Raw genomic sequence first — 22,867 nt, 5'->3', positions numbered from 1 at the left:
AACAGGTTCCACGCAGGCACGGGTGCGATCATTGGGCGGTGCAGCAGTTCGCCTGGTTGATCAAAGTCCGGAGCTACCTCCTTCCCGGAGCGATGCTCCTGGCCGGTGTTGCAACCCTCGTCTCCGGGGCACTGCCCATGCCCGCCTTCGATGCACTGGCGGGCCGCACCCTTCCTGTCCTGGCCTTTGTGCTCGCGATGTCCCTGGTGACTGAACTGCTGGACGAGGCGGGGCTGTTCACGGTTGTTACGGCCCGCCTGGCCGGGCTGGGCCGGGGCCGCGTGTTCCTGCTGTGGCTCCTGGTGGTGGCGCTGGCCACCGTTGCCACCGTCTTCCTGTCCCTGGACACCACCGCCGTGCTGGTGACGCCGGTGGTGGTTCTCCTTGCAGTCCATGCCGGCATCCAGCCGCTGCCCTTCGCGCTGACCACTATTTGGCTCGCCAACACCGCGTCCCTGCTGCTGCCTGTTTCGAACCTGACGAACCTGCTGGCGCAGGATGCGCTGGGGCTCAGCCCCCTGGGCTTTGCAGGGACCGTCTGGGCACCCGCCCTGGTGGGGGTCGCGGTTCCGCTGGCGCTGTTGTGGCTGGCGTTCCGCAGGGACCTGCGCGGACGGTACCAGCCGCAACGTCCGCCTGCGGTGCGGGACCGGCCATTGCTGGCCACCGCCGCGGCCACGCTGCTGGTCCTGCTGCCGGCCCTGGTGTCCGGTGTTCCCGTGCACTATCCGGCCATCATGGCGGCGGTTTTCCTGCTGCTGGTCTTCCTCTGGCGGCGGCCCGCCGTACTGCGGTGGTCCATGGTTCCGTGGCGTCCGCTGATGCTCACGGTTGGACTGTTCATGGTGGTTGAGGCATCGCATGCCAACGGGTTGACGGCGCTCCTGGCCGGCGCGGCCGGACAGGGCGACAGCCTGCCGGCCCTCCTGCATCTGGCCGCGCTGGGAGCCGGCGCGGCAAATGCGGCCAACAACCTGCCCGCCTATCTCGCCCTTGAACCGGTGGCCGGATCCCCGGCCCGGGTGGCCGCCTTGCTGATCGGCGTCAACCTTGGCCCGCTGGTCACTCCGTGGGCGTCCCTGGCAACCCTGCTCTGGCATGAGCGGCTGCAGGCCCTGAACGTCCGGATCAAATGGAGCGGCTTTGCCCTGGCCGGGCTGCTGGTGGCAGCCCTGACCGTCCCCCTCGCTGTTGTGGCGCTGTGGCTGGCGTCCGGGATGCCCTGATGCTACCCGGCGGACTGCGCCTGCTGGTCCGCGGGAAGGTTCTCCCACAGCCCCATGATGTTGTTTTCAGGATCCTTGAAGTAGGCGAAGTAGCCCATCCCGGGAATCTCGTTCTTGGGCATAACAACAGAACCGCCGAGTTCCTCAATGGTCTTCAGCGTGGCATCGATGTCCGCCACGTCCACCGTGATGACGGGGTTGGTGATCTGGTCCTCCCGGGCCATCATGCCGCCGTTGATGGCACCCGCGGTTGTGGGCTGGCCGGTGGTCTCGTCCATCGGCGTGGTAATCACCATGTTGTAGTCCATTCCAGGCACAGGTTCTATCCGCCAGCCGAGGGCCTGCTGGTAGAAGTTCCTGGCCCGCTCCTGATCGTCCGCGGGGATTTCGAAATGTACTACTCCACCCATTGCGCTCACCTGGAATCTCTGGAATCTCGAAGGGAACAGCGCGGACGCCCCGCGCCACACCTGGGAGTCTAGTCCTGTGTCCGCTGGCCGGTAAGAGCCGGGACGTGCCGGAGTTCTTGTCCAGATATGCAGGGTTCCGGGGCGCGCAACCCGCCATACGTGGACAAAAACTCCGGCCCCGGAAACGGCTCGGCGGACCTGGCGGGCAGACTGTCAGGGCACCGTGGGACGATGGTGGCATGACGATCGCAGAGGTTCCCGCACGGCTGGCAGCCGCCGCGGACGCCTCCCTCCGGTGGTGTCCGGGCGGCCCCTACGACCTGGCGCGAACCCTCCGGCCCCTCCTGCGCGGCAACAGCGATCCGTCCTTCGCGGCCGAAGGTGGCGTCATCTGGAACGCCTTCACAACAGCGGAGGGCCCCGCCACCCTGCGGCTCAGCCCGGCCGGCAGCCCCGAGAAGGAGCACCGGGTGGACGTCCAGGCCTGGGGTCCGGGCGCCGCGGCGGCGGTAGCAGCAGTGCCGCGCCTCCTGGGGGCACACGACGATTGGTCGGCATTCGACGAGCCGGTGTTCCATGCCACCCTCCCCCGCATGGTCAGGGAAGCGCGGCGGCGCAGCCTGGCCGTCCGGCTTCCCTCCAGCGGCCGCATGGTGGACCAGCTCGTGCCCATCATCCTGGAACAAAAGGTCACGGTCATCGAGGCCCGCCGCGGCTACCGGTACCTCCTGCACCGCTACGGTTCCCCCGCACCGATGGCTGGCTCCCTGGCTCCCGCCGGCCTGGTGCTGCCGCCAACCGCGGCGCAGTGGCTGCAGGTTCCCAGCTGGGAGTGGCACAAGGCCGGAGTGGGCCCGCAGCGCTCCGCAACGGTGATGCGGGCGCTGCGTTCCGCCGTCGCGCTTGAACGTCTGGCGGCGCTGCCTGCGCTGGAGGCGGCAGCAAAATTGCAGACCATCCCCGGCATCGGCATCTGGACAGCCGCCGAGGTGGTGCAGCGCACGCACGGCTGCCCTGACTCGATCTCAGTGGGCGACTACCACCTGGCCGCCTACGTCGGCGCCGCGCTGACCGGCCGGCGGACCGATGACGCCGGCATGCTCCGGCTGCTGGAACCGTGGCAGGGACACCGCCAGCGGGTGGTGCGGATGATCCAAAGCAGCGGCTTCCGAAAACCCACGTTCGGCCCGCGGATGACCATCCAGGACCACCGCCGGCACTGACGCCCGCGGTGAATGCACGGCCCGGCGCACGTGCACGATTTTTCCGTGGACTCATGCCGGGGATGGGTATAGCGTGGCGCCAGGGAGCCCGTTCCAGAGCCCCGGCCCGCCGCATCCTCTGGAGTCACCCATGATCCACACGGACAGCCTGACCAAGACGTTCACGGTCAAAAAAGAAACAGTGGAAGCCGTCAAGGGCGTCGACATCGATGTGGCGCCCGGCGAGCTCGTGGCCTTCCTTGGACCGAACGGGGCCGGCAAGTCCACGACTTTGCGGATGCTCACCACCCTGCTGACGCCCACTTCGGGGACAGCCAAGGTTGCCGGCGTGGACGTCACCGCGGATCCGGCCGGAGTAAGGGCAAGGATCGGCTACATCGGCCAGGGCAACGGCGGCGGCCACAGTTTCCGGGTAATCGATGAGCTGGTGATGCAGGGCCGCTTCTACGGCATGAATTCGGCAGACGCCCTTGCCCGGGCCGGGGAACTCCTGGAATCCCTGGACCTCGCGGACCTCGCCAAGCGGACAGTCATCAAGCTCTCCGGCGGCCAGCGGCGGCGCATGGATGTGGCGCTGGGACTGATGCATTCGCCGCGGCTGCTCTTCCTGGACGAGCCGTCCACCGGGATGGACCCCCAAAACCGGGCCAACCTGTGGGAGCACATCATGCGGATGCGCGAGGAACACGGCACCACCATTGTGCTGACCACGCACTACATGGACGAGGCCGACTCCATGTCCGAACGGGTCATCATCATCGACCACGGCAGGATCATCGCCGATGACACCGCCGCGCGGCTGAAGGCGAACCTCGCCGGCGACCTGCTGGCCGTGGAAGTGGCGGCGGCCTCCGCGGCCGGGGTGCGGGGGCTGTTAGGGCGCGCCGCGGCGGGCGGGGAGGTCAGCGAGAATGCGTACGACGGCGTTGTGCGCTTCCGCCTCCGGCTCCCCGAAGGTGCACGGCTGGCGCCTGCGCTGCTGCTGGAGATGCACAACGCCGGCGCTCCCGCCCAGTCCCTGGAGCTGAAACCGCCCACCCTGGACGACGTGTTCCTGGAGCTGACCGGCCGCAACCTGCGGGAAGGGGCGAACCGCTGATGGCCACCCACAGCACCGCCGCCGGTGCCCGGGAAAAGCCCGGGCTGGCCAGGGTCCTGCATGACACAAGGTACGTGTTCTGGCGGGAAATGCTGCTGCCCCTTCGGGACCCGTTCTCACTGGTTTTCTCGCTGCTCCAGCCCCTGGTCTTCCTGGGACTGTTCGGCCCGCTGCTGGGTGCGGCCGTGGGCGCGCCGGCGTTCGGCGGGCAGTCCACGCTCCAGTGGTTCCTCCCGGGCGTGGTGGTGATGATCGCGCTCTTCGGAACGTCCATGACCGGTTCCAACCTGCAGTACGAGCTCATGACGGGCTCCTACGAGCGCATCCTGGCAACGCCGCTGTCCCGGTCCTCGCTGATGATCGGGCGGGCGTTGAAGGAATGGGCGCCGCTGGTAGTCCAGGGACTCCTGATCGCACTGGTCTGCATCCCGTTCGGCTTCGTGTTCTATCCGCTGCACGTGCTGGCCGGGCTGGTCATCCTGGGAATCTTCGGTATAGGACTCGGCGCCCTGTCCTATGCACTGGCGCTGGTTTCCCAGAGCAAGGAGTGGATCTTCTGGGGCGTCCAGCAGACTCTGTTGTTCCCGCTGATGATCCTCTCCGGCATCATGCTTCCCATCGAGGCCGGCCCCGGCTGGATGCGGACGGCCAGCCTGTTCAACCCCCTGACCTACCTGGTGAACGCAGAGCGAGAACTGTTTGCAGGCAGCGTCGGGACGGACACCGTCCTGGGCCTGCTCGCCGCCCTGGTGACAGCCGCCGTCGGCCTTGCTGTGGGGGTGAAGGCCATCAGCCGCAACATCCGCTAGGTACGGCTGACGGCCTTCACAGCCCCAGCCGGGCCACAGCCTCCTGGCGCATCTCTACCTTGCGGACCTTCCCGGACACGGTCATGGGGAACCGCTCCCGGACCTCCACGTAGCGGGGAATCTTGTAGTGGGCCAGCTTCCCCCGGCAGTACCCTGCAAGCGAGCCGGCGTCCAGCGGCTGGGCGCCGGGCTTGAGGATGACGCACGCCATCAGCTCCTCGCCGTACCTGGCATCCGGTACCCCGATGACCTGCACGTCCTGGATGGACGGGTGGGCGAACAGGAACTCCTCGATCTCCCGCGGATAGATATTTTCGCCGCCGCGGATCACCATGTCCTTGATCCGGCCCTCGACGATGACATAGCCGTCGTCATCCATCCGGGCAAGGTCGCCGGTGTGGATCCAGCCGTCGGCATCGATCGCTTCAGCCGTCTTGTCCGGCTGGTTCCAGTACCCCTCCATCACGGCATATCCCCGGGTGCAGAGCTCGCCGATCTGCCCCCGCTCCAGCACGTCCCCTGATCCGGGATCAACGATCTTGCTTTCCAGGTGCGGCATGGTGCGTCCCACGGTCTCCGTGCGGTGCTGCAGGGTGTCGCCCTGCCGGGTCATGGTGGACACCGGCGAGGTTTCGGTCATTCCGTAGCAAATGGCCACATCCACCATATTCATCTCCGATATCACCCGGTTCATCACCTCGACGGGACACAGCGAACCGGCCATGACCCCCGTGCGCAGGGTGGACAGATCGTAGGAGGCAAAGTCCGGCAGCGCCAGCTCGGCGATGAACATAGTGGGCACGCCGTACAGGGAGGTCCCGCCGAAATCCTGGACGGCCTCCAGGGCGGCAGCCGGGCTGAATCCGCGGCCGGGGATGATGGTGGCTGCGCCGTGGCTGAGGGCATTCAGGTTGCCGATCACCATGCCGAAGCAGTGGTAGAACGGCACCGGGATCACCACCCTGTCGTGCTCCGTGTATCCGAGCAGTCCGCCGATCGAGAACCCGTTGTTCAGGATGTTGTGGTGGGTCAGCGTGGCCCCTTTAGGGAAGCCTGTGGTCCCGGAGGTGTACTGCAGGTTGATGGGATCGTGCGGGCTGAGTTCAGCCATGCGGGCCTGCAGTCCGGAATGCCCGACGTCGTCCGCCCGCCGAAGCAGCTCCGTGTACGTCAGCTCCGCATTACCGAGGGGAACGCCGGCGTCGAACCCTTCCTCGCCGGACCCCTCGCCGCCGGGCGCGGGGAGGAAGACCAGCTCGCGCAGGTCCGGGCACTCCGCGAGCGCCTTCCGGGCCATCCCCACGTAGTCGCTGTTCGTATCCGACGGGGCGGTGACCAGCATCCGCATACCGTTCTGCTTCACCACGAATTCCAGTTCGTGGCTGCGGTAGGCGGGGTTGACGTTGACCAGGATGGCCCCGGCCTTGGCGGTGGCGTACTGGAGGAGGGTCCACTCGGCGCAGTTGGGACTCCAGATTCCCACCCGGTCGCCCTTGGCGACGCCCAGAGCGAGGAGCGCACGCGCCAGCCTGTCGACGTCGTCGTTCATCTTGGTGTAACTCCAGCGGCGGGCGTCGGCACCCGGAACAGGCGCCGCCTCGATCAGCGCGTCGTGGAAGGGAAAGCGGGCCGCCACCCGCTCAAAGTTCCGGCCGATGGTTTCATGGAGCAGCGGGACGTCAGTGTCCCCGGATGTGTAGGCGCGCATGCTGGCACGCTACCAAGTGGCTTCCGGCAATGAAAGCACCAGCGGAAGCGGGTCCGGCGCAACAGAATGAAAGCCGTCCGCAGGTGCCGGTATTGTGAAATCCATGACTTCACCCATTGACCTGCAGGCAACGTTCATTCCAAACCACGGCGAGTTTCACCGCGTCAAGCTGGCCCTCGAAATCGCCATCGATGAGGTGGTGAACGAACCCGGCTGCATCCGGTACGAGCTGACGGAAGCCACCGAAGAGAAGCTGGTCCTGACGGAGCAGTGGGCGTCGGAGGAGGACCTGGCCAAGCATTCCAAGGGCATCGCCGTGCAGGACCTGAACGAATCACTGAGCGCGCTGCTGGCTGAGCCCGTCAAGGTGGAACGGATCTGACTGCCCCAAACAGAAAAAGCGGGAACAGAAAATGCGGGACCTCCCAGTGGGAGGTCCCGCATTTTGCGTCGTGGTAAGTCTTAGGCGTCCGGGATCTGCGTGCCGTCCTGGGGGCCGGCCGGCTTGCCCGTGGCTGCGGCGGCCTCTTCCCGCTGGCGCGCAACGTGGGCGTGGACTTCTTCCATGTCCAGCGCCTTCACGGCGTCCACCACCTGTTCGAGCTGCTGGGCGTTCAGCGCGCCGGGCTGGGAGAACACCAGCACCTTTTCGCGGAAGGCCATCAGGGTGGGGATGGACGAGATGCCGGCCTCGGCGGCGAGCTGCTGCTCCGCCTCGGTGTCCACCTTGGTGAAGAGGACATCTGGGTGCTTCTCCGAGACGGCCGAGTATGTGGGGCCGAACTGCTTGCAGGGCCCGCACCATTCCGCCCAGAAATCCACCAGGACAATGTCATTGCCTTCGATGGTGGATGCGAACTGTTCACCTGTGATGTCTAGGGTAGCCATGTGTCAACGGTACGCGGTGCTCCCCCGGCCTGTCCTGCCCGGGGCCGCTTTGTTCGCTCCGCGCGTCATCGGGACTATCACGGGCAGGCGCGATGTACAGCGCGGCCGGCGGCGCCTAGTCTGGGGTCATCGCCGCGCGTGCGCAACCAGGAGGTCTTATGGCAGCCGCTATTTCAGCGAAGTCCCTGACCAAGGAATTCGGGCGCCGCGAGGTGCTGCACGGCGTAGATTTCGAAGTGGAAACCGGGTCGGTGTTTGGAGTGATCGGCCCGAACGGTGCGGGAAAGACCACCACCATGCGCTGCCTGCTGGACATCATCCGCCCCACCAGCGGGACCATCCGGGTGCTGGGTACGGATCCCCGGGCGGGCGGTCCGGAACTGCGGCGCCGCATCGGCTACCTTCCCGGGGAGCTGTTCCTGGCGGGCCGGGTTACGGGCCGCACCCTGCTGGCCCACTATGAGGCAATCAGCGGGCCGGTGCCGCCAGGGCGGGTGGACCAGTTGGCGGAGCGGCTGGGACTGGACCTCACCCGCCACATCAGGAAACTGTCCAAGGGCAACAAACAGAAACTGGGGCTGGTGCAGGCGTTTATGCACCAGCCCGAACTGCTGGTCCTTGATGAGCCCACCAGCGGCCTGGACCCGCTGGTCCAGCAGGAGTTCCACGCCATGGTGCGCGAGGCGAAGCACCGCGGCCAGACCATCTTCCTCAGCTCGCACGTCCTGAGCGAGGTCCAGCAGACGGCGGACACTGTGGCCATCCTCCGCGACGGCAGGATCATCGCCGTCGAATCCGTCAGCGCTCTCCGCGAAGGTGCCGTGCGGCGCGTCCGCTTCACCACCTCCGGCATTGCAGCGCACGACGCCGTTGCGCGGCTCACTGGCGTGCCCGGCGTCGGACACGTGGAGGTACTGGAGTCCGACGGCACGGCAACGCTGTCCGCCACCATTGGCGGGGACATCCAGCCGCTGGTCCGGATGCTGGCGTCCCTCCGGCTGACCGACCTCGTACTGGAAGAGCCGGACCTGGAGGAAGCAGTGCTGACGATGTACGCCGCCCCGCAGGAGGAGCCACGGTGACGGCCCTGCCGCTGTTCCGCCGGGCCTTCCTTGACACGTGGCGGTCCACCCTGGGCTGGGCGCTGGGACTGGCCGCGGCGATCTTCCTCTACCTGCCGCTGTACCCGTCCATCGGAGGCAGCGCGCAGATGCAGGACATGATCGACGCCCTCCCCCCGGAGATGACCAAGGCACTGAACTATGACCAGATAGCCACCGGCCCGGGCTATACGCAGGCAACGCTGTTCGGGCTCCTCGGCTTCCTCCTGATGACCATCGCGTCCGTTTCCTGGGGCGCCGCTGCCGTGGGCGGAGACGAGGAATCGGGCCAGCTTGAGCTGACCCTGGCGCACGGGGTGCGCCGGGTGCAGGTGGTGCTGGAGCGGGCCCTTGCCCTGCTGCTGCGCGTGGTGCTGCTGGCGGCCGTGGTCTGCGTCCTGGTGTGGCTGCTGAACGGTCCTGCCCAGCTGGGCATCGACCTGGGCAACCTGCTGGGCGCCACCGTGCTGTTCGCCGGGCTGGCACTGCTCAGCGGAACGGCTGCCCTCTGCGTCGGGGCTGTCACCGGCCGCCGTACGTACGGACTGGCCGCCGGCGCCGCCGTTGCCGTCCTCGGGTACGTGTTCAACGCGGTGGGCCGGCAGAGCAAGGATGTGGAATGGCTGCTGGATGTGAGCCCCTACCACTGGGCGTATGGAAACTCGCCGGTGGCGAACGGGGCGGACTGGCCGGCAGCGGCGTGGCTTTGGGCCATCTCGGCCGCGCTGGTGGTGCTCGCCGCCGTCGCCCTGGAACGGCGGGACGTGGGGGCTTAGGCCGCTACGCCCAGCTGTGCGGCGCCGGGGTCCGGCTCCCGGGGAGGGTGCTGGACGCCCGCCACTCGTGGATCCAGTCGGGAAGCACCAGGTCAGCGGGCGGTTCGCCGAACTCCTTCAGGATGTCCGACTGGCTGACCGGGCGTCCTTTGCTGACCAGCCGGGTGGCGATGTACGCGCGGGCGTACACCTCGCCGTCGGCCACCATGCGCTGTTCGAAGAAGATGGCTTTCGCATCCAGCCCAATGATCCGAGTCTCGATGGTGTAGTGCTGCCACAGCTGGAGGGACTTCCGGAAAGCGACGGTCTCCGCTGCCACCACAGGGCCCCAGCCGCGCCGGCGCATCCGCTTCCAGACGCCGCTGCGCACCATCAGGTCGAACCGGCCTAGGTCCATGAGGGACAGGTACATTCCGTTGTTGACGTGCATGGCGATGTCGATGTCCGTGGGCAGGACCCGCAACGGGAGCGAGGAACTGTCCCAGACGGTCAGGGGCGGGCGGCGCGACGAACGGACCAGCATAAGCAGGGTTCTCAGGAGCAGGTGCATCCCCTTATGCTACCCGCCAGTAACATTGGGGCCTGTGGCGCTGACAGTAGGATTTCCTGCATGACGCAACAACGCTACCGGGACCTGGCGGACTGGCCGCTGACGGTGACGGCACTCGTCTTCCTGGGAGCCTACGCGTGGCAGGTGGTCGGCCGGATCGAGGGCAGTGCAGCCCTCCCGCTCGAGGCTGTCATGTGGGCCACCTGGGGCATCTTTGCCGTGGACTACCTGGCCAACCTGTGGCTGGCGGACAGCCGGGGCAGCTGGTTCGTCCGGAACCTGCACGAGCTGGTGATTGTGGCGCTGCCGTTCTTCCGGCCGCTGCGCATGCTGCGGCTCGTGACGCTGTTGTCCGTGCTGCACCGGACGCTCGGCGATACCTTGAGGGGCCGGGTGGTCACCTATGTTGCGGGGTCAGCCACCATGCTGGTGTTTGTGGGCGCCCTGGCGGTCCTGGACGTGGAGCAGTCGGCCCCGGACGCGAAGATCGTCACCTTCGGCGACGCCTTGTGGTGGGCCATGACCACCATCACCACCGTGGGTTACGGCGACATGTACCCGGTGACGCCGATCGGGCGGATGGTTGCGGCCGCCCTGATGATGAGCGGCATCGCCGTCCTGGGTGTGGTCACGGCCTCCATCGCCTCGTGGCTGGTCCAGCGGGTGGAGGATACCGCCGAGGCCGTGTCCGAGGCCGAGGAACCGGTCCGCGCTGAAGTGGCGGAACTGACAGCCGAAATTGCCTCCCTGCGGCGTGAAATCGCCGCGCTGCAGGAACGGCGCACCCCCTAGCCGGACACCTGGCCCCGGACTGCCCAAAAAGCGTTGCCTGCGGGCAGGTATCGGGCCTTCGGCGTTTGAGTAGCCTGCTTAGCGCCAGCAAGTACCGCCCTCAAATATTCGGGTAATTCCTACTGGTGCCGCCTGCGGCACCCCCTTCCTAGACTCGGGATTCCTAGGACCAACCAAACGTGCCGGCGGTCCCCCGGGGTTGCTTCCCGGGTTCCCGTCCCTCGCGGAGCCTCCGTATCTTCTGGGTATGCGGATGCCTCCATTCCCGCGTCTTTTCTGCGGCCCCCCATCAGTGGAGGCGGCAGGCGCGGTCCCCTCGATCCGTCCCGCCCGCCGGAGCACACTGCGCCGGCCTGGCTGGACCGAGCCTGGACGGGCTACCCATGAACCAGCCATACCTTTCCATCCCCGAAGGCCCCAGCAGGAGCTTCGCCACGGATGAACCCCGCACCGAGATCACCACTGGACGGCCGGCCATCAGCAACAGGCTGTGGGCCGGCATGGCAACGGCCGCCGTGGTGGCGGCTTTTGGCGTCGGCGCCCTGGCGGGACCTCCCGCGTCAGTGGACCAGGGCACAACGACGGTGGAGCAGGTTGCCGCTGCAGCGTTGCCGGAGGTGCCGAACGCCGCAGCAGCCGCCGAAGCCCAGCCCGCGGCCGGGGCCGCTTCCGGAGCAGGACTGCCTGCTGCCCAGGCTGTTTCCGAGGCCCCCGCGGCGGCGCCCGCGGCCGAACCGGCGCCACCAGCTGCACCCGAACCAGCGCCTGCGCCTGAACCAGCACCTGAGCCGGCTCCGGCTCCGGCTCCGGCTGGTGACCCGAACCTGTACACGGTGGTTCCGGGCGATACAGTCGGGGCAATCGCTGCCAGCCACGGTGTGGACATGAATGCCATGCTCGCGGCGAACGGCCTGGGCCACTACAGCATCATCGTTCCGGGCCAGACGCTGGTACTCACGGGACCACCCGTGGCGGTAGCTTCGGCTGAACCAGCACCGGCGCCGGCCTCCGCTCCAGCGCCGGCCGCCCCTGCACCGGCCGCAGCTCCGGCCCCGGCCCCCGCCTTTGTCCCGGCCGCCCCGGCCATCCGGACCATCTACGTGGCGGGCGCCGGCGGGCAGTCCATGGTGGACGCCTGCATCGGGCCCATCCACTACACCCCTAACGACGGCTACTCGCTGTTTATCACCGAGCACGATTTCTGCGGCGGCTGGGCACGGTTCTCCGGCATTGGGGTGGGGGAAACGGTCAGCATCCCGGGCTACGGAACCTACACGGTCTCAGCACGGGGGCAGGTGCCCAACCCGGGAACCACCAACGACGTCATCGCTGTCTTCGGCGGGTTCCCGCGGGCGATCCTCCAGACCTGCATCCCCGGCACCAGCCAGATGCTCCTGATTGCGCTGAACTGACCGGCACTCTGGTTTGCGCCGTGGCCGGTGCGGTTCAGGGCGCGCCCAGGTTTCCCAAGCTTGTCCGCGGTTCCTAGCCCTGATGGCGGGGAGCCGCGGACAAGGCCATGACCGCCAGACAAAGAAACGCCACGGAGGGGACCCCGTGGCGTTGATGGCGGGAGCTCCCTGACAGGGAAACCCACCTATGCGTTCATCGGTTTGCGTTCCGAGATGTGCTCCACGAGCTCTCCCACGCGCTGCTCGGAGTAGTTCCGGGCAATATCGCCCTGGCTGATGATGCCCACCAGCTTGTGGTCGGCGATCACCGGGAGCCGGCGGACCTGGTGGGCTTCCATCATCTCGATCGCCGCGTCAACGTTTGCGTCCGCGTCGATCCAGTGCGGCTTGCCCGAGGCGAGGTCGCGGGCCATCATTTCGCGGGGATCGCGTCCCGCGGCCACACACTTGAGCACAATGTCACGGTCAGTGATCATGCCCTTCAGCTTGCCGTCGTCACCGCAAATGGGCAGCGACCCGCAGTCAAGGTCCATCATCATCCGGGCGGCATCCACCAGGGACTGGTTTTCCTTAATACATTGCGCGTCCGTCGTCATGAATTCACGTACGGCACTCATTGATCCTCCTTCATCGATGGGGATATCGACGCAGGGTACCGGGGCACGTGCGCCGATGCTGCCAGCCTACGCCGGGCCCCTGCTGATGTCGACGGCGGTTTTCCACGGCTTCAGGACGAACTTCCTGCCCGGGCGCCGGCCCGCTTTCCGGAACTCCTGGCCTTCTTCGCGACTCAGAACTTTCAAAGGCAGGATCTGCGAACAAGGCCCTGACGGGACGGCAGGATCCGGCCCGGCCCCGGGCACAAAAAAGCCTCCGGAACCAGAAGGTTCCGGAGGCTTTTCCTTGGGTGGCAGATGAGGGATTCGAACCCCCGTAGGCGTTGCCAGCTGATTTACAGTCAGCCCCCTTTGGCCGCTCGGGTAATCTGCCGAACTTCAAAAGAAGTACCCGCCGATGCAGTCTGCGAACCGTCCGTTTCCGGGCCGTTCCGCTTCCAGTAACCGCGGGCAAGACAACTTTACAGAACTTCCGCCGAAGAATCGAATCGGGCCGCGGACGCAGCCAAAACCCCCGCAGTTCCAGGGAAAAGGAACGGAATCAGGCGCCGCCGAGGATCCTGCCGGCGAGCCGCGCTTCGAACTTCACGGCCTGCTCCTCCGTGATCTGGTTCAGCTGGACCGCGCGGAGCAGATCCTCATGCACACCCTCCATCCGTGCTGAGGCCTCCGGCACGGGACTGAAGACGATGGCCGCAGCCACTGCCGCGGCGGCGACGGAGGTGGCGGCGCCCGCAACCGCGCCGGCTGCTGCCGTGGTGGTCCGTGTGGCGTACCGGACGGCCTTGCGGTGCATGGTGTTCCCTTCGTGCAATTTCCCAACTGTTCCAACTCTGCGGCGGCCTCCTTCGTTCCCTCCGGGTGTCCGCTGAGAGGGAACTGTGAAACCCGGCTCCCCCACCAACACCGGCATCCGTATTAGGCTTTTAGGCAGCGATCAAGCCCTGTCCCCGCACAGGGTTCCCACCGGCATAAGGAGAGTCATGGCAGGCGAGTCAACGTTCGACGTCGTAAGCAAAGTGGACAAGCAGGAAGTGGCCAACGCACTGAACCAGGCCCAGAAGGAACTGGCGCAGCGTTACGACTTCAAGGGCGTGGGAGCCGAGGTGGACTTCAGCGGCGAAAAAATCCTCATGAAGGCCAACTCGGAGGAACGGGTTCTGGCGGTGCTGGATGTCCTGCAGTCCAAGCTGATCCGCCGCGGCATCTCGCTGAAGTCCCTGGACACCGGCGAGCCGTACGCCTCCGGCAAGGAGTTCCGGCTCGAGGCCTCCATCAAGGAGGGCATCGCGCAGGACCTGGCAAAAAAGATCAACAAGCTCATCCGTGACGAAGCTCCCAAGTCCGTCAAGTCCCAGATCCAGGGCGACGAACTGCGCGTGACCTCCAAGTCCCGTGATGACCTGCAGGCCACCATGGCCCTGCTGAAGGACTTCGACGAAGCCGACCTGCAGTTCGTGAACTTCCGCAGCTAGCCCTTCCCGTCGTTTTGCCACGCGCAGCAACTATGCCGCCACGCACATAAGCCGGCGCGGCCCGGATACGGGCCGCGCCGGCTTTTCTGCGCGTCGCTGGGCAATGTGCGCGTCGGCGTCCTTGCTAGGCCGGAGGCCGGCCCGCCATCCGTTCCAGCCGCGCAATCCGGTTCCGCATGGGCGGATGCGTGGCGAACAGCTTGTTCATGGCGCCGCCGCGGAACGGGTTGGCGATCATCAGGTGCGAGGCGTTCACCAGGCGCTGGTCCTGCGGCAGCGGAGCTATGCTGACGCCGCGCTCAATCTTGGCCAGGGCTGAGGCGAGCGCCAGCGGATCGCCCGTCAGCTGCGAACCGTCCTCGTCGGCGTCGTACTCCCGCGTCCGCGAAATGGCGAACTGGATCAGGGACGCCGCGAAAGGGGCGAGCAGCGCCATGGCGATCATGGCCAGCGGATTGGAGTTGCGGCGGTCCCCGCCGCCGAAGAACAGCAGCATCTGCCCAACCGAGGTGATCACACCTGCGACGGCGGCGGCCACTGACGAGGTGAGGATGTCCCGGTTATAGACGTGCATCAGTTCGTGCCCCAGGACGCCGCGCAGCTCGCGGGCGTCCAACAGCTGCAGGATGCCCTGGGTCACGCACACGGCGGCGTTGCGGGGATTGCGGCCGGTGGCAAAGGCATTCGGGTTCAGGGTGGGCGAAAGATAGATGCGCGGCATGGGCTGGTTGGCCTGGACGGAGAGCTCGCGGACTATCTGGTAGAGCTCCGGCGCCTGCGCCTCGGCCACGGGAATTGCCTGCATGGAGCGGATGGCGATCTTGTCGCTGTTCCAGTATCCGTAGGCGGTGGTAAACACCCCCACAAGGGCCATGATCCAGATGGGCGCGGAGCTGCGGGTGCTGGTTCCGATCAGCGCCCCGAGGCCAAGGAGCACCGCCCACAGCACACCGAAGAGCGCCGCCGTCTTGAGGCCGTTGTAGTGTTTGTGCACGTCTCCTCCTTACTCACTATGGGAACGGCTGTCTAGGGAACAGGGTTCCGCGCGTCGTATTCCCTGAAGCCGGGCTGCAGCTTTGCGGCCACCCATGCGCCGGCGACGCAGAGGAAGCCGCCGATCAGCAGGACCCAGCCCTCGGCCACGATTTTGGTGGCGCCGCCGGCCAGCAGGTCGCCGATCCTTGGGCCTCCCGCCACCACCACGATGAACACCCCCTGGAGGCGCCCGCGGAGATGGTCGGGCGTTGCGGCCTGCAGGATGGTGTGGCGGAAGACGCCGCTGATGGAATCGGCAATCCCGGCCAGCGCGCAGCACAGTGCCGCAGGAAGCAGCCAGGGCGTCACCGCCCCGTCCGGCGCGCGCCCCGCCAGCAGCACCACCAGCCCAAACCCGGCGATGGACGCTCCCCATCCCATCACCGAGAAGACCACGGCGCTCCCCTGCCGGCGGACACTGCCGAGCGGCCCGGAAAACAGGCCAGCCAGGAAAGCTCCGACGGCTGTGGAGGCCAGCAGGATGCCCACGGTGGCCTCGCCGCCGCCGATCATGACAGCGCCGATTGCCGGCATGAGCGCCCGCGGCTGGGCCAGGATCATGGCGATCAGGTCGATGATAAAAGTCATCCGAACGTTGGGCCGGGTGCCCAGGAAACGGAAGCCCTCGACGACGGAGCGGAGTCCGGGCCGGCGGGGGGTTCCCGACGGCGGCAGTGGCGGCAGCCGGTAGACGGCCCACAGGACGAAGGCGAAACTCGCGAAATCGAGCGTGTAGGTCCAGGCGAACCCTACCCAGGCCACCAGTACCCCGGCCAGCAGGGGGCCTGCGGTCATGGCAAGGCCGAAGGACATCATGCTGAGGGCGTTGGCAGCGGGCAGGAGTTCCTTGCGCACCAGCATGGGAAGGATGGCGCTGCGGGCCGGCTGGTTGATCGCCTGCGCCCCGCTCTGTGCCGCCACCAGAAGGTACAGGACCCATACGTTGCCCAGCTGGAGCCAGGACTGCAGGGCGATCGCGCCGGTGGTCAGCCACAGGACAGAGGTTGCGAGGAGCGCCACCATGCGGCGGTCGTGCGCGTCGGCGATGGAACCACCCAGCAGCCCGCCGATGACCAGCGGCACCAGGGCGAAAACCGCCAGCAACCCCACGTAGAAGCTGTCCTGGGTCAGGCGGTAGACCTCCAGGCTGACTGCCACCAGCGTGAGCTGGCTTCCGACGGCGGACACCGCCGAGCCCAGCCAGAGCCTGCGGAATGCGGGACTCTCCCGGAGCGGTGTGATGTCAGCGAGCAGTTTCCCCACCCTGCCACCATAGTGGTGCGGATGTGGCTGCTGATTCCGGGGAGGTTAGCCCAACCTTATTGTGAGATGTTCATAATAAGTGTTTCAATGGTGTCATGACGGAACACTTTGACGGCCACGAAGCATGGGCTGCCGCCCTGCGCGCCCACGGCCGCAGGGTGACCAAACAGCGGCTGGCGGTCCTGGCCGCCGTCGAACGCCACCCCCATTCCCCCGCCGAAAGCATCCTGAGCGCCGCCCGCGCCGAGCTTCCCGAGCTGACGGCCCAGTCCGTGTATGTGGTGCTGGGCGATCTGACGGACCTGCATATGCTCCGCCGGTTTGAACCCCCGCACTCCCCGGCCCTGTATGAAACACGGGTGGGAGACAACCACCACCACGCCATCTGCATCAGCTGCGGCCGCGTGGAGGACGTCGACTGCGCAGTGGGCCATGCCCCCTGCCTCACTCCCCACTGGGATGAGAACGCCAAGCCGATGACCATCCAGATCGCTGACGTCATGTACCAGGGCATCTGCCAGGACTGCCAGCAGTCCCAACAACTTCCTTCCAATCGTCCCTCTGAAGAAACACAGAAATAAAAGAAATAGGAGAACAATGACTGCCATTTCAACAACCCAGTCAGGTGCCCCCGTTACGTCCGACGCGCACTCCAAGTCCGTTGGCGCCGACGGTGCCATCATCCTGACTGACCACTACCTGGTGGAAAAGCTCGCCCAGTTCAACCGCGAGCGGGTTCCGGAGCGCGTAGTGCACGCCAAGGGCGGCGGCGCATTCGGCACGTTCAAGGCCACCGAGGACGTGTCCAGGTACACCAAGGCAGCCTTCCTCCAGCCCGGCGTCGAAACCGAGATGCTGATCCGCTTCTCCTCCGTGGCCGGCGAGAACGGCTCCCCGGACACCTGGCGCGATCCCCGCGGCTTCGCCGTGAAGTTCTACACCTCCGAGGGCAACTACGACCTCGTGGGCAACAACACCCCCGTCTTCTTCATCCGTGACGGCATCAAGTTCCCGGACTTCATCCACTCCCAGAAGCGCCTCCCGGGCACCCACCTGCGCGACGCCGACATGCAGTGGGACTTCTGGACCCTGTCCCCCGAATCCGCCCACCAGGTCACCTGGCTGATGGGTGACCGCGGCCTGCCCGCCTCCTGGCGTGAAATGCAGGGCTATGGCTCGCACACCTACCAGTGGATCAACGCCGAGGGCGAGCGCTTCTGGGTCAAGTACCACTTCAAGTCCAACCAGGGCGTTAACTCCATGAGCAGCGAGCAGGCCGAGCAGCTGGCAGGCTCGGACGCGGACTACTACATCCGCGACCTGTCCGAGAACATCGAGGCCGGCAACTTCCCGTCCTGGGACCTGCACGTCCAGGTCATGCCGTACGAGGACGCCAAGACCTACCGCTTCAACCCGTTCGACCTGACCAAGGTGTGGCCGCACGGCGACTACCCGCTGATCAAGGTGGGCACCATGGAGCTGAACCGGAACCCGGAGAACTACTTCGCGCAGATCGAGCAGGCCACCTTCGCGCCGTCGAACTTCGTGCCGGGCATCGCCGCTTCCCCGGACAAGATGCTGCAGGCACGCATCTTCTCCTACGCGGACGCACACCGCTACCGCGTGGGCACCAACCACGCCCAGATCCCGGTGAACCAGCCCAAGAACCAGGTCAACAACTACAGCCAGGACGGCGCCGGGCGATACCACTTCAACGCCCCCTCCGTTCCGGTGTACGCCCCAAACACCTTCGGCGGTCCGGCTGCGCTTGAGCCGCAGAACCCGGCCGGCGGCTGGGAGAACGACGGCGAGCTGACCCTCGCCGCGCACTCCCTCCACGCCGAGGACAGCGACTTTGTCCAGGCCGGAGCCCTGTACCGCGAGGTTTACGACGAAGCGGCCAAGGCACGCTTCCTGGAGACCATCACCGGCGCCGTGGGCGGCGTCAAGCGCTCCGACATCAAGGAACGCGCCATCCAGTACTGGACCAACGTTGACGCCGATCTCGGCGCCAAGCTGCGCGCCAACCTTGGTACCGCTGACGCCCCGTCCACTCCGGCTTCGGACGCTGAATCGGCCAACAAGATCGGCTGATCCAGCCTTTCCTGGGGCTTGCTCCAAGGAACCACCCCGTCACGGATTCCGTGGCGGGGTGGTTCTTTTTCCGCACAGGTTTCGTCTCCGGGTCCGCAGAGGGGACTTTGTGCACCTACGGAGCCCTTTGCACATAGGGGACTGTTTGCACATAGGGCGTGCAGGGACTGTCCCCCATTGCGGGCCGCCCCTAGGCTCGCACCATGACGACTTTCCAGGGCATCCCGGCCGGCGCATTCGGGTTCTACGAAGAGCTTCAGGACAACAACAACCGGCAGTGGTGGCAGGAGCACAAGGCCGGGTACCAGTCCCTGGTCAAGGAACCCCTGGCAGCACTGCTCGCAGAGCTGGAGCCCCGGTTCGGACCGGCGAAGCTCTTCCGGCCCAACAGGGACATCCGGTTCTCCGAGGATAAGTCCCCGTACAAGACGGCCCAGGGTGCGGTGGCGTCCGTCCAGGAGGGCGTTGGCTACTACCTGCAGATAAGCGCCGATGGCCTGCTGGTGGGCGGCGGCTACCACTCGCACACCCCGGCGCAGCTGGCCCGCTACCGCAACTCGGTGGATGCTTCAGGCACCGGCGAGGCACTCCGCCACATTGTGGAGAATGTGGCCGCTGCCGGCTTTTCCGTGGAGGGCGAGAAACTGAAGACAGTGCCGCGGGGCTATGACCGCGGGCATCCGCGGGCAGAACTCCTGAAGCACAAGTCCCTTTCAGCCGGCGTCCACCTGGGCCGGCCCGAGTGGCTGGCCACCGCCGGCGCGGCCCACGAAATCGCGGAGCTGTGGGAGGACCTGCGCCCCTTGGTGGACTGGGTCAGCCGGCATGCTGCCCCTTGAGCGGCATGTCCTCCCCCGCTGACGCCGCCGCCGGCCGGTGCCCCTTCTTGGCCAGCTGGATCTGTTCGTAGACGTGGTGGCGCAGCTCGGTGAAGCGCGGCAGGGAACGGGTGTTCAGCTGGTCGCGGTCCGCCGGGAGGTCGATCCGGATATCCTCCTGGATCACCGTCGGAGAGCTCGAAAGGATAATGACCCGCTCGCCAAGGTAGACGGATTCGTCAATGTCGTGGGTCACGAACAGCACCGTCACGCCGAGTTTCTTCCAGACAACCCGGATGAGGTCCTCGAGGTCGGCCCTGGTCTGCGCATCCACCGCGGCAAAGGGCTCGTCCATCAGCAGGACCTCGGGCTGGTAGGCGATGGCCCTGGCGATGGCGACGCGCTGCTGCATGCCGCCGGAAAGCTGCCAGGGGTAGGACCGCGGCACGTGGGAGAGGCCTACCGCTTCGAGGGCGTCGTCCACCAGACGGTCGCGTTCGCCCTTGGGGACACCTTGGTTCTTCAGTGGCAGTTCCACGTTGTCCCGCACCCGCATCCACGGGAACAGCGAACGCCCGTATTCCTGGAAGACCACCGCCATCTTCTTGGGCGGACCGGTTACGCGCTTGCCGTCAAGGAGCACTTCGCCCTCGGTGGGCGCCATGAGCCCGGAGATGCATTTGAGCAGCGTGGTCTTCCCTGACCCGGAGGGCCCCACCAGGCAGGCCAGCTCTCCCGCACGCAGGTCGAAGGTGAGGTTCCGGACAGCCTCGACGTCTCCGCCGTCGGTCTGGTAGACCTTCTTCAGCCCCCTGACGGAGAGTGTGGCCTCCGTGTTTGTCTGGATCGGGTCAGGCTGCATTTTCTACCTCTTTCTGGCCGTGGTACCAGCGCAGGATGTTCCGCTCGGCCCACTGGAAGATGAAGGACATGGCCACGCCCACCAGGCCCAGGACCACGATGCCGGACCACATCTCGGGGATGGCAAAAGACCGCTGGAACTGGACGATCGTGAAGCCCAGCCCGGAGGAGGAGGCGAACATTTCGGAGATCACCATCAGGATCAGCCCGAGGGAGAGTGACTGGCGGACGCCGGCCATGATTTGCGGGCTTGCGGAGGGAAGCACGAGGTACCGGACCCGCGCCCAGCCGCCGATGCCGTACGTGTGGGCGGAGTCGGAAAGGACAGGGTCCACGGCGCGGACGCCTTCGATGGTGTTCAGCAGTACCGGCCAGACGCAGCCGGAAATGATCACCATCACCTTCATGGAATCGGTGATGCCCATGAGCAGCATCAGGACCGGCACCAGGACCGGTGGCGGGATGGCGCGGAAAAACTCGAGCGTCGGTTCCAGGAGGGCCCGCAGCCAGCGGACGGACCCGATCAGGATTCCGCCGGCCACCCCGATGATGATGGCGACGGCAACGCCCACCACCAGCCGGCCCAGGCTGGGCAGGACATCCGAAAAGAAACGGTCACCGAACCAGACCTCACCGAATGTCTCCACGAGGTCGGCCGGCTTGGGGACAAAAAAGTTGACTGAGCCCAAGGTGGAGAACCACCAGACCAGGACCAGCAGCACGGGCAGTCCGAGGATGTAGCCGATGTTCCTGAGCGTCCTCACACGATCACCTCCGAGCGGATGGACGAGTGCCAGCCCAGGATCCTTTTTTCGATCTGGCGCATCAGCATGTTGATCAGGACGCCGATCAGGCCGGTGGCCAGCACCAGGGCGTACATGCCGGAGATGGCGCCGCCGGACTGTGCCAGGGCGATTTCCCTGCCGAGTCCCGGGGATCCGATGACGAGTTCCGCGGTGATGGCCAGGACCAGCGCCACTGCGGCTGCCAGCCGCACGCCCGTCATCAGGTAAGGCAGTGCGGTGGGAAAAACGACGTACCGGATCCGGGCCATCCTGCCCAGGCCGTAGGTCTTGGCGGTGTTGTTGGCAACCATGTCGACGTCCGCCACCCCATACAGCACCTGGATCAGGACCTGCCAGAAGGACGCGTAAACAATCAGGAGCAGGGACGACTCGATTTTCACGCCGAAAAGCAGCACGGCCAGCGGGATGAGGGCCACCGACGGGATGGGGCGGAGGAACTCAATGGTGGAGTTGGTGGCCTTCCGCAGGAAATCGCTGGAGCCGATAATGAAGCCCAGCAGGACGGCTGCCGCCACTGCCATCAGCAGGCCCAGGAACCACGCCTTCATGGTCTCGCCCACCGCAACCCAGAAGGCCGTCAGCCCCAAGTCGACCACCAGCGCGGCTATGACCTCGCTGGCGGGCGGGAGGAACCGTTCGTCAATCAGGCCGAGCCGGGGAATGAGCTCCCACGTCACCAGGAATCCGATGATGCCCAGGATCCCCAGCAGCTGTTTCGCTGCCCCCTTGCCCGCCTTCCGGCGCTGCCGCTCCTTAGCTGGAGCGGCACCGCCGGCGGCCAGGGTTCCTGGACTCACGGGAGGAGGTCGTCCGCACTGGGTGCTTTGGAGAGGGTGCCGTACTTGGCTGCCGCGTCGCCCAGCGTCTTGAACGCGTCCTCGTCGAACTCAACCCGGTACCGCGGGAGGATCATCTTCGCCCGCGTGGCTTCATCGATCTTGGTGTACGTGCCCACGATCTCGCGGACTTCGTCCGGGTGCTCCTGGGCGTATTCCAGCGACTTGTTCATGGCGCGGGTGAACTTCTCCGTGAGGTCGGCTTTGCCGCTGATGGTGTCGCCCTTGGTGAAGTAGCCGGCAATATCGAGTTCCGGGCTCATCTCAACGAAGTTCGACGACACCACCGTTCCGCCTTCATCCACGGCCTTGGACAGGAACGGCTCCAGGATCCATGCGGCATCCACCTGCTTGTTGGCCAGGGCCGCGGGGGCGTCCGGGAAGGCGACTTCCACGAACTTCACGCCGTTGGGATCGCCGCCATCCTTCTCGATGACCGATTTGATGGTGGTGTCGCCAATGTTGGAGAGGTTGTTCACGGAAACGGTCTTGCCCGCGAGGTCCTTGGCGGACTGGATGTCCGATCCGGCCGGGACAACGACACCGCCGATGTCCTTGCCCTCTTCACCCGTGGTGGAGGCGCCGTTGGCCACGAACTTCAGGTCCAGCCCCTTGTCCTTGGCCACCATGACAGAGATCAGGTTGGAGAAGGCGAAGTCAAAGCTGCCGCTCACCACGCCGGGGACAATCGCCGCACCGCCGGTGGCCGTCTGGACATCCAGCTCAAGGCCCTCCTCCTTAAAGAAGCCCTGCTTGTCACCGAGGTAGATGGGCGCGCAGTCGACGATGGGGATGACGCCCGCGCTGACCTTGGTCAAACCTGCTTCCCCGCCCCCGGTGGCGGGTGCGGTTCCGCCTCCCGTGGAGCTGGGCGAGCCGCTTCCGCATGCCGCCAGTCCAAGCATGGACGCTGCTGCCAGGACGGGAATAAGACGACGTTTCATGATCACTCCTTCGTGCCCATGACCGGGGACAACTTCGTCCCCAGGCCTAGTGTTCGCCATTCGAACAAGCGTTCGATTACTCTGATTCAACCATGGTACGACGGGCAAGCCACCCATATACGGCT

The 22,867-nt window shown here is 66.2% G+C and carries 25 protein-coding genes and 1 tRNA gene; 13 read left to right on the top strand and 13 right to left on the bottom strand.

The features are described 5' to 3' along the window. Positions 1–38 precede the first annotated feature (38 nt). The gene (locus WHH00_RS04470; RefSeq protein WP_406636898.1) at positions 39–1,226 is read left to right on the top strand and encodes an SLC13 family permease; all 1,188 of its coding nucleotides are present in this window, start codon (positions 39–41) and stop codon (positions 1,224–1,226) included. A gap of 2 nt (positions 1,227–1,228) precedes the next feature. On the opposite strand, the gene WHH00_RS04465 is transcribed toward WHH00_RS04470, so the two are convergent. Beyond that, the gene (locus WHH00_RS04465; protein WP_231455170.1) at positions 1,229–1,636 is read right to left on the bottom strand and encodes a VOC family protein; all 408 of its coding nucleotides are present in this window, start codon (positions 1,634–1,636) and stop codon (positions 1,229–1,231) included. Positions 1,637–1,875: 239 nt separating this feature from the next. Between WHH00_RS04465 and WHH00_RS04460 the strand changes: the two genes are divergently transcribed. The 3 genes from WHH00_RS04460 (at position 1,876) to WHH00_RS04450 (ending at position 4,767) form a co-directional block, all read left to right on the top strand. Then, complete coding sequence (locus WHH00_RS04460) at positions 1,876–2,859, top strand: DNA-3-methyladenine glycosylase family protein (RefSeq protein ID WP_406636896.1); 984 nt, start codon at positions 1,876–1,878, stop codon at positions 2,857–2,859. Positions 2,860–2,989: 130 nt separating this feature from the next. Then, positions 2,990–3,958 (top strand): ATP-binding cassette domain-containing protein, encoded by a 969-nt coding sequence (locus WHH00_RS04455; protein ID WP_406636893.1) that lies wholly within the window; start codon positions 2,990–2,992, stop codon positions 3,956–3,958. Then, positions 3,958–4,767 (top strand): ABC transporter permease, encoded by an 810-nt coding sequence (locus tag WHH00_RS04450; protein WP_406636891.1) that lies wholly within the window; start codon positions 3,958–3,960, stop codon positions 4,765–4,767. The genes WHH00_RS04455 and WHH00_RS04450 overlap by 1 nt, the downstream gene beginning before the upstream one ends. A gap of 16 nt (positions 4,768–4,783) precedes the next feature. On the opposite strand, the gene WHH00_RS04445 is transcribed toward WHH00_RS04450, so the two are convergent. Continuing rightward, entirely contained in the window at positions 4,784–6,475 is a 1,692-nt protein-coding gene (locus WHH00_RS04445) for an AMP-binding protein (RefSeq protein ID WP_406636889.1), read from the bottom strand. Positions 6,476–6,578: 103 nt separating this feature from the next. On the opposite strand from WHH00_RS04445, the gene WHH00_RS04440 reads away from it, so the two are divergent. After that, positions 6,579–6,857: a putative quinol monooxygenase gene (locus WHH00_RS04440; protein WP_406636887.1), complete on the top strand. Its 279-nt coding sequence runs from the start codon at positions 6,579–6,581 to the stop codon at positions 6,855–6,857. Positions 6,858–6,937: 80 nt separating this feature from the next. Here the strand turns inward: WHH00_RS04440 and WHH00_RS04435 are convergent, their stop codons facing one another. Continuing rightward, positions 6,938–7,363: a co-chaperone YbbN gene (locus WHH00_RS04435; RefSeq protein ID WP_231455129.1), complete on the bottom strand. Its 426-nt coding sequence runs from the start codon at positions 7,361–7,363 to the stop codon at positions 6,938–6,940. A 158-nt stretch (positions 7,364–7,521) separates the two neighbouring features. Between WHH00_RS04435 and WHH00_RS04430 the strand changes: the two genes are divergently transcribed. Both WHH00_RS04430 and WHH00_RS04425 read left to right on the top strand, forming a co-directional pair. Continuing rightward, positions 7,522–8,445, top strand: coding sequence for an ABC transporter ATP-binding protein (locus WHH00_RS04430; RefSeq protein WP_406636884.1), 924 nt, complete (start codon positions 7,522–7,524; stop codon positions 8,443–8,445). Then, positions 8,442–9,239: an ABC transporter permease subunit gene (locus WHH00_RS04425; RefSeq protein WP_406636882.1), complete on the top strand. Its 798-nt coding sequence runs from the start codon at positions 8,442–8,444 to the stop codon at positions 9,237–9,239. The genes WHH00_RS04430 and WHH00_RS04425 overlap by 4 nt, the downstream gene beginning before the upstream one ends. Positions 9,240–9,243: 4 nt before the next feature. On the opposite strand, the gene WHH00_RS04420 is transcribed toward WHH00_RS04425, so the two are convergent. Next, positions 9,244–9,789 carry an acyl-CoA thioesterase gene (locus tag WHH00_RS04420; RefSeq protein WP_406636880.1) on the bottom strand — a complete coding sequence of 182 codons (546 nt, stop codon included), beginning with the start codon at positions 9,787–9,789 and terminating at the stop codon, positions 9,244–9,246. A gap of 60 nt (positions 9,790–9,849) precedes the next feature. On the opposite strand from WHH00_RS04420, the gene WHH00_RS04415 reads away from it, so the two are divergent. Continuing rightward, the gene (locus WHH00_RS04415) at positions 9,850–10,581 is read left to right on the top strand and encodes an ion channel (RefSeq protein ID WP_406636878.1); all 732 of its coding nucleotides are present in this window, start codon (positions 9,850–9,852) and stop codon (positions 10,579–10,581) included. Positions 10,582–10,964: 383 nt separating this feature from the next. Beyond that, a complete protein-coding gene (locus WHH00_RS04410) occupies positions 10,965–11,993 on the top strand; it encodes a LysM peptidoglycan-binding domain-containing protein (protein ID WP_406636876.1) in 1,029 nt (342 codons plus the stop codon). Between the two features lie 185 nt (positions 11,994–12,178). Here the strand turns inward: WHH00_RS04410 and WHH00_RS04405 are convergent, their stop codons facing one another. The 3 genes from WHH00_RS04405 to WHH00_RS04395 form a co-directional block, all read right to left on the bottom strand. Beyond that, positions 12,179–12,610 (bottom strand): CBS domain-containing protein, encoded by a 432-nt coding sequence (locus tag WHH00_RS04405; RefSeq protein ID WP_231455123.1) that lies wholly within the window; start codon positions 12,608–12,610, stop codon positions 12,179–12,181. A gap of 291 nt (positions 12,611–12,901) precedes the next feature. Further along, a tRNA-Tyr gene (locus WHH00_RS04400) sits at positions 12,902–12,983 on the bottom strand. Positions 12,984–13,151: 168 nt separating this feature from the next. Continuing rightward, positions 13,152–13,406, bottom strand: coding sequence for a hypothetical protein (locus WHH00_RS04395; protein WP_406636874.1), 255 nt, complete (start codon positions 13,404–13,406; stop codon positions 13,152–13,154). 187 nt (positions 13,407–13,593) lie between these two features. Here WHH00_RS04395 and WHH00_RS04390 point away from each other — a divergent pair, with 187 nt between their 5' ends. Further along, positions 13,594–14,085, top strand: a complete 492-nt coding sequence (locus tag WHH00_RS04390) for a YajQ family cyclic di-GMP-binding protein (RefSeq protein WP_050054209.1) — start codon at positions 13,594–13,596, stop codon at positions 14,083–14,085. A 124-nt stretch (positions 14,086–14,209) separates the two neighbouring features. On the opposite strand, the gene htpX is transcribed toward WHH00_RS04390, so the two are convergent. Beyond that, on the bottom strand, positions 14,210–15,079 hold the full coding sequence (gene htpX, locus WHH00_RS04385; RefSeq protein ID WP_406636871.1) for a zinc metalloprotease HtpX: 870 nt from the start codon (positions 15,077–15,079) through the stop codon (positions 14,210–14,212). A gap of 32 nt (positions 15,080–15,111) precedes the next feature. Continuing rightward, complete coding sequence (locus tag WHH00_RS04380) at positions 15,112–16,383, bottom strand: MFS transporter (RefSeq protein ID WP_406636869.1); 1,272 nt, start codon at positions 16,381–16,383, stop codon at positions 15,112–15,114. A gap of 95 nt (positions 16,384–16,478) precedes the next feature. Between WHH00_RS04380 and WHH00_RS04375 the strand changes: the two genes are divergently transcribed. From WHH00_RS04375 to WHH00_RS04365, 3 genes are all read left to right on the top strand, one after another. Further along, positions 16,479–16,964 carry a Fur family transcriptional regulator gene (locus WHH00_RS04375; protein ID WP_231455119.1) on the top strand — a complete coding sequence of 162 codons (486 nt, stop codon included), beginning with the start codon at positions 16,479–16,481 and terminating at the stop codon, positions 16,962–16,964. A 16-nt stretch (positions 16,965–16,980) separates the two neighbouring features. Continuing rightward, positions 16,981–18,477 (top strand): catalase, encoded by a 1,497-nt coding sequence (locus WHH00_RS04370; protein WP_406636867.1) that lies wholly within the window; start codon positions 16,981–16,983, stop codon positions 18,475–18,477. 203 nt (positions 18,478–18,680) lie between these two features. After that, entirely contained in the window at positions 18,681–19,316 is a 636-nt protein-coding gene (locus WHH00_RS04365; RefSeq protein ID WP_406636865.1) for a DUF2461 domain-containing protein, read from the top strand. Here the strand turns inward: WHH00_RS04365 and WHH00_RS04360 are convergent. The 4 genes from WHH00_RS04360 to WHH00_RS04345 are packed head-to-tail and all read right to left on the bottom strand — an operon-like array spanning position 19,294 to position 22,742. After that, entirely contained in the window at positions 19,294–20,157 is an 864-nt protein-coding gene (locus WHH00_RS04360; RefSeq protein WP_406636863.1) for an ABC transporter ATP-binding protein, read from the bottom strand. The genes WHH00_RS04365 and WHH00_RS04360 overlap by 23 nt on opposite strands. Beyond that, positions 20,147–20,920: an ABC transporter permease gene (locus tag WHH00_RS04355; RefSeq protein ID WP_406636861.1), complete on the bottom strand. Its 774-nt coding sequence runs from the start codon at positions 20,918–20,920 to the stop codon at positions 20,147–20,149. The genes WHH00_RS04360 and WHH00_RS04355 overlap by 11 nt, the downstream gene beginning before the upstream one ends. Next, entirely contained in the window at positions 20,917–21,759 is an 843-nt protein-coding gene (locus WHH00_RS04350) for an ABC transporter permease (protein WP_406636859.1), read from the bottom strand. Before WHH00_RS04350 ends, WHH00_RS04355 begins: the two co-directional genes overlap by 4 nt. Then, positions 21,756–22,742, bottom strand: a complete 987-nt coding sequence (locus WHH00_RS04345) for an ABC transporter substrate-binding protein (protein WP_406636857.1) — start codon at positions 22,740–22,742, stop codon at positions 21,756–21,758. The genes WHH00_RS04350 and WHH00_RS04345 overlap by 4 nt, the downstream gene beginning before the upstream one ends. Positions 22,743–22,867: the final 125 nt, after the last annotated feature.

The organism is Pseudarthrobacter quantipunctorum, assembly GCF_045291495.1.
In the GTDB taxonomy this organism is placed as follows: domain Bacteria; phylum Actinomycetota; class Actinomycetes; order Actinomycetales; family Micrococcaceae; genus Arthrobacter; species Arthrobacter quantipunctorum.
Note: the sequence above shows the minus strand (reverse complement) of the source record. Positions and strands in the feature narration are given on the sequence as shown.